The sequence below is a fragment of the Halobacterium sp. CBA1132 genome (assembly GCF_001485535.1).
Classification (GTDB): domain Archaea; phylum Halobacteriota; class Halobacteria; order Halobacteriales; family Halobacteriaceae; genus Halobacterium.
The window spans coordinates 1,387,938-1,399,149 of the sequence record NZ_BCMZ01000001.1; the positions used below are offsets into that span (position 1 = coordinate 1,387,938).

Here is an 11,212-nt window from a genome sequence, read left to right on the forward strand (position 1 = left end):
GGAATGGCTCCACGAAATAGCTGCTATTGAAACGCAATCCGGTGTAATAACAAATAGAAGTATCTCCGTTTCCCTCTGCGTGTTTTTGCATATACAAACTCGGAAAATGCTCCTGATGTGATAAACTCCATTTCAATAGTTTTCAAACACTACTGTCTCAGTTAGAGTATTCGTCCTCGTAGCGATTAATCACGAAGCTCAGGAACGCACTCACCTGATGCAATAATAGAAGCGCGTAATCTTGGTCAAACTCCCCATGGCGCTTTCTGTCTCCACCAGTCCTCTGAACCCCAATCTGAATACCACTCAGAATTTGCTCCCACTCCGCGAACATCGCCTGATTCGGATCAAATAGACCGTGGTCCTTCATCGAATCTAAATAACTACTGACACCATCCCCCTCCTCATTCCAATCACGTTCCTCAACACAGATCTTGAGTAAGACGGCCTCTACGCTATTGTAGAGTTTCTCTGCGATTATGAACGAGAAGTTTTCGTTCTTATAGTAGCTCCATGCTTCATCATAGGTGCTTAATTCGTCAGCCCACCGTTCTTCTTTCGCAAGTGTACGGATTTGCTGGTCCGCCTCGATTACCGACTCATCAGCGAGTCGTTCGAAATGAAGATTGAATTGCTTTACAGGTCTCTTACCAGTTGAATGACGGGAACCGTATCCGCTTGTACTTCGGTGGTTTTGGATTTTCTCTGCGAAGTTGTCAACAGTCTCACTATCAGGACGAAGACGTAGTAAGATACCCTCCTCCACGAGGATACGCCTGAGCTTCGAATCGAGATCAACTAGTGCCTGTGGGTCAGGCGACTCGCTACTGAGATTTGAAGGCTCCCATAATTCATTCAACAGTATCTCGACCAGAGTAAGAACATCATCAAGACTTTCTTCTAATATAAAACGCCCCAGTGATTCCTTTGCAGGTCTCCTATTAGCGGTTTCAAAATACTCCACAGACATACCTGTTTCAGTCAGATATTCTGAATAGGCTGTATCAATTTCACCTCTCGTAGCATTCTGATTTATTGAATACGCAATACGCCTTGCAGCCTTCTCAGTCAGACCTTCGTGAATCCTCTGCTCGGGTTCAGAAGTTCGATTCTCCCACGGAATCCAATCAGACATGGATGCGATGTTACTCTGATAACACGTAAACCTTCTACTCGACACCGCAGATTCATCAATACACAGCGCCTCAATCAGTGCAAATGAACGAGCAAGCCGTCGAATACCTCCAAGACGACCCACACCTCCGCCCAGTCATCAACGAACACGGCCCAGTAACCATCGAACCAGCCGACGACCTCTTTCAACGAATGGTCGTCTCCATCATCCGCCAGCAAGTATCAATGGAATCCGCCGCAGCGACACGAGAACGCCTCTACAACACCGTCGACGTTGAACCAACCACAATCCTCGAAACAGACACCGACACCCTACACGACGTCGGCCTCTCCCAGCAGAAAGCATCCTACATCCATAACATCGCAGAAGCATTCCTCGAAAACAACTACTCCCGCCAATACTTCGACGGAATGAACGACGAAGAAGTGATGAACGAGCTAACCGAAATCAAGGGCGTCGGACCATGGACCGCCCGAATGCAGCTAATATTCGGGCTCGGCCGCGAGGACGTCTTCCCAGTGGGTGACCTCGGCATCCGGAAGGGGATGCAGTCGCTGTACGGCGAGGACACGACGCGCGCGGAGATGCGCGACATCGCGGGGCACTGGCAGCCGTATCGGTCGTACGCGTCGCTGTACGTCTGGCGCGCCTACGAGGGGTAGCTACGCGAGCCGGCGGTACGCGTGGTCGGCGAGCAAGCCGGCGACGAACGCGACGCCGACGCCGGCGAGCAATCCGAGGACGCCCACGCCGAGCGTGAGCGCGTACTGGTCGGTTTCGAGGCTGGTGTGCGCGAGTTGCGCGGCGACGGCGGCGAGCACGACGCCGAGCATCGCGACGGGGAACGCCGCGACGACGCCGACCGCGAACACGGCAGCGAGCACGTAGAGCACGCCGAGCACGACGTTCGCGGCGGCGGTGCGCGCGCCGAACGCGTACTTGCCGGCGACGCCGCCGCTGCCGTGGCACATCGGAATCGCGCCCAGCGGGACCGCCAAGAGGTTCATCGCGCCCATGCTCGTCGCGAGGTCGTCGGCGGTCGCGTCCGAGTCGAAGTACTCGCCGAGCAGGAGCGCGGTCGCGACGGCGGCGTTCCCGACGGACATCGCGAGCTGGCCGATTGCGGCCTGCGCGGTGCCGGCGTCGAGGAAGACCGCGGGCGACGGGAGCGCGACCGTGAACGCGGGTATCGCTGGAGAGATGCCGCCGGTTTCGGCGAGCGCGAGCGCGGCTCCGACTGCGACGATAGCGAGCGCGCTGGCGCGAACGGAGACGACGGCGACGAGCGCGCCGACGGCAATCGCGGCGCCGGCGAACGCGAGGTCCGTCGCAGCGAGGTCGAAGGCGGTCCGGAAGAGGACGAGCGCGACCGCGAGTTGGACGCCGCGGACGACCGGTTGACCGACGAAGCGACTGACGCGCCCGAGCGTCCCGGTCGCGCCCGCGACGAGCAGCGTCCCACCGGCGAGCAGTCCAGCGGCAGCGAGCCCGCTCGCGGACAGCGACCCCGCGATTGCCAGCGCCGCCAGCGCTTTCATCGGCTCGACGGACACGGGCACGCCGTAGCGGGCTCCCCAGACGACCTGGAAGACGCCGAACCAGACGAGCACGGGCGCCAGCGCCACGTCCGAGAGCGCCGCGAGCGCGACTACGACGGGGACGACCGTAACCGAATCCCCTATCGCGCCGGTGATATCGCCGGGGAGTTCGACGAGCGCGGCGCGCGCGGCGAACCGCTCCGAGAATGCCATCGTCACCGGTGATGGCCGCCGCACGCAAGAGCTTGGCGCGTGCCCGGAAGTCGTTCTATCGGAAAGAAAGAGTGAGTGATTTCGGTTACTCTTCGTCGGGCGCGTCGACGCGGCGCTTGACGTCGACCTGGTACTCTTGGAGGATGTCCCGGCCGAGCAACAGCGGGTAGTCCATGTGGCCGCGGTCCTCCAGCGACGCCGCGACGGTGTGGCGGTCGCCACCGACGCCGACGACGATGTCGACGACGGGTCGCGACTTCCCGGTCTTCGTGCTGCCGGAGCGCACTTTCGTCATCGACTTGATGGGGCCGGCGCCGATTTCCGCGGCGAGCCGGGTGTCGATGCTGGTGCGCGCGGCACCCGTGTCGGACTTCGCGACGACCCGCTCGGTGCCGCTCGTTCCGGACACCAACACGTCCTCCGTGTAGCCGATGGTCGCGGACTCCTCGGCGGCGGGCTGGGGCTCGGTCGCGACAGCGTCGGGCATCGAGTCGTCCAGCGTCTCGGCGAGTTCGGCGACCGCCTCGTCGTCGACTTCGCCGCCCGCCGTCTCGATGGCGAGCTTGGCGACGTAGGGCGCGGGGCTGACGCCGGTCGCCTCGAACAGCCCCTTGAACCCCGCAGTGGGGTTCACTTCGAGGAGGTACCAGCCGTCGGTGCCCTCCACGAGGTCGACGCCCGCGTAGTCGAGGCCGACCGTGTCGGCGACCGTCAGCGCCATCTCGGCGGCCTCCTCGGGCACGTCGTCGACGCCCTCGACGGAGCCGCCGAGCGCGACGTTGGTCCGCCAGTCGTTGTCGGGCGCGTACCGCCGCATCGTCGCGATAATGTCGCCGTCCACGACGTACACGCGGAGGTCGCGGTGGCGGTCGCTGTCCCGTTCGACGAGTTCCTGGAGGAACGCGTACCGGTCGCCGACGCGGGGGTTGACGCGCTCGTCCGCGCCGATTTTCCACGTGCCGCCGCCGTGCGTGCCGATGGCAGTCTTGTAGACGACCTCGTCGCCGTACTTGGCTTTCTCGTCGTTCAGCCGGTCGGCGTCGAGCGCGAGCGTGGCGTCCGGGAGTCGGACGTCGCCGTCCGCCATCGTGGTCGCCGTCGCGAACTTGTGGAACGCCGTGAGCACGTTCCGCGGGCGGTTCAGCATCGGTCGCAGCTGGCTCAGCGACAGCGCGAGCCCCAGCAGTTCGGCGGGCTGTTCGGTCTTCGAGAGGAGGAGTCGGTTCGCGATGACGTCGACGTTCGGGTCGAGCGTCGAGTCGTTGTCCGCGATGTCCACGCAGAGGTTGTCCTCGCGCAGCCAGACGCCCGTGTGACCCAGCGCTTCCACCGCGTTCAGTATCGCCTTCGTCTCCTTGCTGTTGTGGAGGCTGAGCACGCCGACAGAAACGGAGTTGTCCATCCCGTAGACAGTCGCGGGGCAGCGACTAAACGGTGCCGACGCGGACGGCCCTGTTTTATGCATCGGCCGTGAACACCGAGCCATGACTGACGGGGCGTTCACGTACGACGGCGGCCGGGTGGACCCGGGGGAGCGCGCGGACATCCGGTACACCATCAGCGAGACGTACCTCGGCGACCCCGTCCGCATCCCCGTCTCCATCGTGAACGGCGAGCAGCCCGGTCCGACCGTCTTCCTCTCGGCGGCCTCTCACGGCGACGAGCTCAACGGCATCGAAGTGGTTCGGGAGGTCTCCCACGAGTGGTCCCACGCGAACCTCCACGGGACGCTGGTCTGTCTGCCCGTATTGAACGTCCCGGGGTTCGTCACCCAGCAACGCTACCTCCCCGTCTACGACCGCGACCTCAACCGCTCGTTCCCCGGCGACGACACGTCCACGAGCGCCAAGCGGATGGCCGACCAGATTTTCCGGAACTTCGTTGAGCCGTGTGACTTCGGACTGGACTTCCACACGTCGACGCGCGGCCGAACGAATATGCTCCACGTTCGCGCGGACATGAGCGACGACGACGTGGTGCAACTCGCGCGCTCGTTCGGGCCGAACGTCATCATCGACAGCGATGGGTCGTCGGGAACGCTCCGCCGCGAGGCGAGCGAGGCAGGCGTCCCGACCATCACCATCGAGATGGGGGAAGCCCACCGGTTCCAAAGAGGACTCATCGACCGCGCGCTCGACGGCGTCCAGAGCGTGCTCGCGGGGTTCGACGTCTTCCCGACGGCGGCCGTCGACCTGCCGGCGTGGTGGACCGTCGTCACCAGCGACCAGAAGACGTGGATTCGCGCGGACGACGGCGGCCTCGTGGACATGCACTACGAGCGCGGTGACCTTGTCCGCGAGGGCGACACCATCTGCAGCATCTCGAACCCGTTCAAGACCGACGTCGCGGCCGTCGAGGCGCCGTTCACGGGGTTGCTCGTCGGGAAACTGGAGAATCCCGTCGTCTATCCGGGGAACCCGCTGGTCCACCTCGTGGAACTCGACGCGGCGACCCAGCGCGCCTACGAGCGAGCGGCGTCGTCCCGGCCGTCAGAGTCGTAGGCGTTCCTCCGACACTCCGGTTCTGGAGGCTGTCGCCAGCGTCACTGCCGCCACAGCCTGCCACTGCCTCCGCATCTCTCCTCGCCGCGAGCGCGGGTGTCACGCGCCCGCCGCGTCGCGGTTCGCGCGACACGCCCGTGTAGTAACTTCTATGTGCGGAGGGACCACACGCTCTGAATGGTATGAGTCAGTCGTACGACCGAGGCCTCATCGAGGACTTCGGCCGGTGGCGGGAGTTCACGGCCGGCATGTGGGCCTGGGTATTTCACAAGTTTACGGGGTGGGTGCTCATCGGCTACCTGTTCACCCACATCGCCGTCCTGAGCACGTCCATGCAGGGCGCCGAGACGTTCAACAGCACGATTCAGGGGCTGGAGAGCCTCGCGCTCGTCCGGTTGCTCGAAGTCGGCCTGCTGGCGGTCGCCGTCTTCCACATCCTGAACGGCATCCGCCTGCTGTTCGTCGACCTCGGCGTCGGCCTGGAATCGCAAGACAAGAGCTTCTACGCGTCGCTCGTGTTGACCGGCGTCATCGTCGTCGCGAGCGTGCCGACGTTCGTCTCGGGGGCATTCTAAGATGGCACAACGATACTCCTCGTTCAGTTCGGGTTCGACGGCGTGGCTACTGCAGCGCATCACGGCGGCGTTCCTCGTCGTCGTGTTGGCGTTCCACTTCTTCAACCTCCACTTCGTCCACCACGCCTACGAGATCGAGTTCGCGGGCAGTCAGGCGCGCATGCAGAACATCGGCTACTTCGTGACGATGATTCTGTTCCTGCTGACCGCGACGTTCCACGGCGTCAACGGCGTCTACAACGCGCTGGTCAACCAGGGCATCGACGGCGCTCAGAAGCGCATCGCACAGGTCGTCCTCGGCGCCGCGGCGCTGTTGCTCGTCGTGCAGGGGATTCGCGTCGCAAACACGCTCGCGGGATTCTAACATGAGTACGCAGACACCCGACACCGACTCGGAGACGGAACAGCCCTCGTCCACGTCGCCACAGGAGCGGCGGATGGCCGAGAAGCAAGCGCGCAAGGAGCAACGCGACGCCGACGAAGCGGCCGCCGCCGACGAGATTCAGGGCGAGACGGTCGAACTGAAGGTGTTCCGCTACGACCCCGAAATCGAGGGCAAAGAGGAGCCGCGGTTCGACTCCTTCACCGTGCCCTTCGAGAAGGGGATGACCGTCCTCGACGCGCTCATCTACGCGCGCGACGAGTACGACTCCAGTCTCACCTTCCGGCACTCCTGCCGGCAGGCGGTCTGTGGGTCGGACGCGTTCTTCGTCAACGGCAGCCAGCGACTCGGCTGTCAGACCCAGATCGCGGACCTCGAAGGTCCCGTCCGGGTCGAACCGCTCCCGCATCAGGAAGTCGTCAAGGACCTCGTCGTGGAGATGGACCACTTCTACGACCAGATGGAGTCCGTCGACCCGTTCTTCGACCCCGACGAGACGCCCGACGACGAACTCGAAGAGCAGCGACAGGACCGCGAGAACCGCGAGAAGGTCAAGCTCTCCACGCGGTGTATCTGGTGTGGCGCGTGCATGTCCTCGTGTAACATCGCCGCGGGCGACAACAAGTACCTCGGCCCGGCGGCCATCAACAAGGCCTACCGCTTCTACATGGACGAGCGCGAGGGCGAGAACAAGCGCCAAGAGCGCCTCGAAATCATCGAGGCCGAGCACGGCGTCTGGCGCTGTCAGACCCAGTTCTCGTGTACGAACGTCTGTCCGAAGGACATCCCGCTGACCGAGCACATCCAAGAGTTGAAGCGCGAGGCCGTCAAGCAGAACCTCAAATTCTGGTAACATGTACGAGCACGACGTAATCGTAGTCGGCGGCGGTGGCGCGGGACTACGCGCCGCAATCGCCGCAGACGAGCAAGGCGCAGACGTAGCGATTGTCACGAAACTCCACCCGGTGCGTTCGCACACGGGTGCCGCCGAGGGTGGCATCAACGCCGCCCTGCAGGAGGGCGACTCGTGGCAGGACCACGCGTACGACACGATGAAGGGGTCGGACTACCTCGGCGACGCCCCGGCAGTCGACACGTTCGCGCAGGACGCACCCGAGGAAGTCATCCAACTCGAACACTGGGGGATGCCGTTCTCCCGCGAGGAGGACGGCACGGTCAGCCAGCGGCCGTTCGGCGGCCTCTCGTTCCCGCGGACGACGTACGCGGGCGCCGAGACCGGCCACCACATGCTCCACACGCTGTACGAGCAAGTGGTCAAACGAGGCATCGAGGTGTACGACGAGTGGTACGTCAGCCAGGTCGCGGTCACCGACGAGGACGACCCCAACGAGCGCGACTGCCACGGCGTCGTCGCGTGGGACGTTCAGAGCGGCGAAATCGCGGGCTTCCGCGCCAACGACGGCGTGATTCTCGCAACGGGTGGTCTCGGGCAGGCGTTCGACCACACGACCAACGCCGTCGCCAACACTGGGGACGGCGTCGCCATCGCGTACCGCGCTGGCGTGCCGATGGAGGACATGGAGATGATTCAGTTCCACCCGACGACGCTCCCCTCGACTGGTGTGCTCATCAGCGAGGGCGTCCGCGGGGAGGGCGGCATCCTCTACAACTCCGAGGGCGAACGCTTCATGTTCGAGTACGGGTACGCGACCAACGACGGCGAACTCGCCTCCCGCGACGTCGTCGCGCGCGCCGAACTCACCGAAGTGCAGGAGGGGCGCGGCGTCGACGACGAGTACGTCTACCTCGACATGCGCCACCTCGGCGAGGAGCGCATCACCGACCGCTTGGAGAACATCCTCCACCTCGCGCGCGACTTCGAGGGCGTCGACGGCCTCGAGGAGCCGATGCCGGTCAAGCCAGGCCAGCACTACGCGATGGGCGGCATCGAGGTCAACGAGCACGGCGAGACGTGCATCGACGGCCTCTACGCCGCCGGCGAGTGCGCGTGCGTGAGCCTCCACGGCGGCAACCGCCTCGGCGGCAACGCGCTCCCCGAGCTGCTCGTGTTCGGTGCGCGCGCCGGCAGCCACGCAGCGGGCGCCGACATGCCCGAGCCGAAGATTCAGACCGGTCCCGACCCGGACGCCGAGCGCGAGGACATCGGCGTGCCCGTCGGCGAACCCGGCGCGACGGAGGCCGCCGCGGACGGCGGCGCCGTCGAGAACCCCGACAGCGACCCGAAGGCCGTCGTCGAGACGACCGCCGAGGAGGAGCGCGAGCGCATCGAGACGCTGCTCGAGCGCGAGGACGGCGTCAACCACGCCGACGTGCGCGCGGACCTCCAGGAGTCGATGACGGAGAACGTCAACGTGTTCCGGGAGGAAGGCGGCCTGAAGCAGGCGCTCCGTGACATTCAGGACGCCCGCGAGCGCTATCAGGACGTCTACGTCGCGGACAAGTCCCGGACGTTCAACACCGACCTCCAGCACACCATCGAGACGCGGAACCTGCTGGACGTCGCGGAAGCCATCACGATGGGCGCGCTCGCCCGCGACGAGTTCCGGGGCGCCCACTGGCGGAAAGAACACCAGGAACGCAAGGACGACGAGTACCTCAAGCACACGCTCGTCTCGTGGAACGACGGCCAGCCGGAACTCTGGTACCGGCCGGTCATCCTCGAAGGCGCCGAGCAGACCTACGAGCCGAAAGTCCGGTCGTACTGACGGCGCCGCTTTCTGTTCTCGTTTCGGCGACGACGCGATTTACACCCCGAGCGCGTCCAGCAGGTCGAAGCCGAACCCGAAGTGTTTGACGAGTCGGTAGCCGAGCCAGATGCCGACGATGCCCATGACGCCCGCCAGCGACGGCGGCGCCGGAATCGGGATGCGGAGGGACGCGAACAGGACGCCGACGAGGAGTCCAGTCAGCGTGGCGGCGGCGACGAAAGCGACGTTCATGGCCGTAGCTACGCGTCGGCGGCGGCAAAAGGAGCGCGGAACCGATTAGTCCGAGCGGTACTCCTTGCGGTAGCCCCGGAACTCCGTGCGGTGGGCTTCCTCGTCGGCGAGAATCGTCACCGCGAGGTCCTCCGTGACAGGGTCGTCGGCGTCCTCGGCGGCGTTGATGAGGTCGCGGTACGTGTCGATGGCGTCTTCCTCGGCGTCGAGCACGCCGTCGATGACCGACAGGACGTCGGTGGTGTCCTTCGGGGGCTGGAGGGAGTGCTGGTGGGCTTCGAATTCGGCGGACGCGGGCGGCTGTTCGTCGAGCTGTTTGAGGCGTTCGCCGAGCTGTTCGGCGTGCCCCAGCTCCTCCTGGATGTCCGTCTGGAGGGACTCCTTGATCTCCTCGGCGCGCACGCCGTCGAGAACGATGGAGTTCGTCATGTAGTTCATGACCGTCTCGATTTCGTCGCCGTACGCCTTCCGTAGCAGTCGCGTGACTTCTTCGCTCGTCATACCGGGGACTACGCGGCGAGGTGTTAAAGAACCAGGTGGCGGTTCGCGGCGCGTCGGAGGCTACTCGTCGTGGACGGCGTTCACGTGATCGATGCGCGCCTGCAGGAGTTCCTCCGTGCCGATGTCGCGGCGCACGCGCAGCCCCTCGGGGAGGTCGCCGAGCGCGGCGCTGGCCTCGGCTTCCGCGTCGGGAATCGAGGAACCGAACCCGACGACGGCGTACGACCGCGAGGTCGTCGTGTAGATGCCGTCGTCGCGCGCGTCGACGCTCGCGTAGAACAGCTTGGCGTCGTCGAGGTCGGAAGCGTCGGCGGTGACGCGCACGCCGCCCTCGGGGTCAGTCGGGTAGCCCTCGGGGACGACGTACTTGCAGACGGTCGCGACGTCCGCGAACTCGGGGTCCGGGAGCGGGTCGTCGTCGCGGGCCGCCGTGAGCACGTCTATGAGCGGCGTCTCCATCGTCGGGAGCGTGTTCAGCGCCTCCGGGTCGCCGAAGCGCGCGTTGAACTCCACGACCTTCGGGCCGTCGCTGGTGAGCATGAACTGGCCGTAGAGGACGCCGCGGTACTTCGGGAGGCCGTCGACGACCGCTTCGAGCGTGTCGACGCAGGCCTCGTACTCGTCCGCCGTCACGAACGGGAGCGTCCAGTCCGGGCCGGTGTAGCTACCCATGCCGCCCGTGTTCGCGCCCTCGTCGCCTTCCAGGGCGCGGCCGTGGTCGTGGGCGACCGGCGTGGGGCGGACGTCGCCGTTCGCGACGAACGCCTGCACCGTGACTTCCTCGCCGACGAGGCGCTCCTCGACGACCCACTGTTCGTGGCCGGCGTTGCGCACGTACTCGGCGGCCTCGGCCTTCGACACTTGGTCGCCGGTGACGCGGACGCCCTTCCCGCCCGTGAGTCCGGCGGGCTTGACCGCGACGTGGTGGTCGACGCTCTCGACGTAGTCGGCGGCCGCGTCCGGGTCGTCGAACGTCTCGAAGCCGGCCTGCCCGGGCACGTCGTGGTCGGCCATGAACTCCCGCTGGAACGTCTTGTCCGTCTCGATGCGCGCGTCGGCCTGCTTCGGGCCGAACGCGTAGACGTCCTCGTCGTCGAGGGCGTCCACGACGCCCGCGGCCAGCGGCCCCTCCGGGCCGACGACGGCCAGCGTCGCGTCCACGTCGAGCGCGTAGTCGACGACGGCGTCGGGGTCTTCGGTGTCGAGTTCGCGGAAGCCGTCGGCGGGTTCGGCGATGCCCGGGTTCCGGTTGCCCGCGGCGGCGTACAGCTCGCAGTCGTCGGCAAGTTCGTCCGCGATGGCGTGCTCGCGGCCGCCGCCGCCGACCAGCAGGACTCGTTCGGTCATGTCCGATGAGAGTGAGCAAGCAAGTGTAAATCTTCCCCTACTCGTCCGGCTCGTTGTACGCGTTCGTGTATCTCGGCGTGCCGCGAGGATGGGGTTTAC

At 65.0% G+C, this 11,212-nt stretch carries 12 protein-coding genes; 6 read left to right on the plus strand and 6 right to left on the minus strand.

Annotation, left to right across the window (positions count from 1 at the left end; translation table 11 throughout):
- Window positions 1–157: 157 nt before the first annotated feature.
- Window positions 158–1,135, minus strand: coding sequence for a hypothetical protein (locus tag AVZ66_RS16200; protein ID WP_157575628.1), 978 nt, complete (start codon window positions 1,133–1,135; stop codon window positions 158–160).
- Between the two features lie 83 nt (window positions 1,136–1,218).
- Between AVZ66_RS16200 and AVZ66_RS07170 the strand changes: the two genes are divergently transcribed.
- Window positions 1,219–1,797, plus strand: coding sequence for a DNA-3-methyladenine glycosylase (locus AVZ66_RS07170; RefSeq protein ID WP_058983177.1), 579 nt, complete (start codon window positions 1,219–1,221; stop codon window positions 1,795–1,797).
- Here the strand turns inward: AVZ66_RS07170 and AVZ66_RS07175 are convergent, their stop codons facing one another.
- Together AVZ66_RS07175 and AVZ66_RS07180 are read right to left on the minus strand one after the other, a co-directional pair.
- Entirely contained in the window at window positions 1,798–2,886 is a 1,089-nt protein-coding gene (locus AVZ66_RS07175; RefSeq protein WP_058983179.1) for a putative sulfate/molybdate transporter, read from the minus strand.
- Window positions 2,887–2,971: 85 nt separating this feature from the next.
- On the minus strand, window positions 2,972–4,288 hold the full coding sequence (locus AVZ66_RS07180; protein WP_058983181.1) for a RimK/LysX family protein: 1,317 nt from the start codon (window positions 4,286–4,288) through the stop codon (window positions 2,972–2,974).
- A gap of 82 nt (window positions 4,289–4,370) precedes the next feature.
- Here AVZ66_RS07180 and AVZ66_RS07185 point away from each other — a divergent pair, with 82 nt between their 5' ends.
- From AVZ66_RS07185 to AVZ66_RS07205, 5 genes are all read left to right on the plus strand, one after another.
- A complete protein-coding gene (locus AVZ66_RS07185; RefSeq protein WP_058983185.1) occupies window positions 4,371–5,387 on the plus strand; it encodes a succinylglutamate desuccinylase/aspartoacylase family protein in 1,017 nt (338 codons plus the stop codon).
- 182 nt (window positions 5,388–5,569) lie between these two features.
- Window positions 5,570–5,962, plus strand: a complete 393-nt coding sequence (gene sdhC / locus AVZ66_RS07190; RefSeq protein WP_058983187.1) for a succinate dehydrogenase, cytochrome b556 subunit — start codon at window positions 5,570–5,572, stop codon at window positions 5,960–5,962.
- 1 nt (window position 5,963) lies between these two features.
- Window positions 5,964–6,326: a succinate dehydrogenase hydrophobic membrane anchor subunit gene (locus AVZ66_RS07195; protein WP_058983189.1), complete on the plus strand. Its 363-nt coding sequence runs from the start codon at window positions 5,964–5,966 to the stop codon at window positions 6,324–6,326.
- 1 nt (window position 6,327) lies between these two features.
- Window positions 6,328–7,197 carry a succinate dehydrogenase/fumarate reductase iron-sulfur subunit gene (locus AVZ66_RS07200; RefSeq protein ID WP_058983191.1) on the plus strand — a complete coding sequence of 290 codons (870 nt, stop codon included), beginning with the start codon at window positions 6,328–6,330 and terminating at the stop codon, window positions 7,195–7,197.
- A gap of 1 nt (window position 7,198) precedes the next feature.
- Window positions 7,199–9,031, plus strand: a complete 1,833-nt coding sequence (locus tag AVZ66_RS07205) for an FAD-binding protein (protein ID WP_058983193.1) — start codon at window positions 7,199–7,201, stop codon at window positions 9,029–9,031.
- Window positions 9,032–9,070: 39 nt separating this feature from the next.
- On the opposite strand, the gene AVZ66_RS07210 is transcribed toward AVZ66_RS07205, so the two are convergent.
- Genes AVZ66_RS07210 through purD form a run of 3 tightly spaced genes read right to left on the minus strand, consistent with a single transcriptional unit; the run spans window position 9,071 to window position 11,113 of the window.
- Window positions 9,071–9,265, minus strand: coding sequence for a XapX domain-containing protein (locus AVZ66_RS07210; RefSeq protein WP_058983194.1), 195 nt, complete (start codon window positions 9,263–9,265; stop codon window positions 9,071–9,073).
- A gap of 45 nt (window positions 9,266–9,310) precedes the next feature.
- Window positions 9,311–9,766 (minus strand): ferritin-like domain-containing protein, encoded by a 456-nt coding sequence (locus AVZ66_RS07215; RefSeq protein WP_058983197.1) that lies wholly within the window; start codon window positions 9,764–9,766, stop codon window positions 9,311–9,313.
- A 60-nt stretch (window positions 9,767–9,826) separates the two neighbouring features.
- Window positions 9,827–11,113, minus strand: coding sequence for a phosphoribosylamine--glycine ligase (purD, locus tag AVZ66_RS07220; protein WP_058983199.1), 1,287 nt, complete (start codon window positions 11,111–11,113; stop codon window positions 9,827–9,829).
- Window positions 11,114–11,212: the final 99 nt, after the last annotated feature.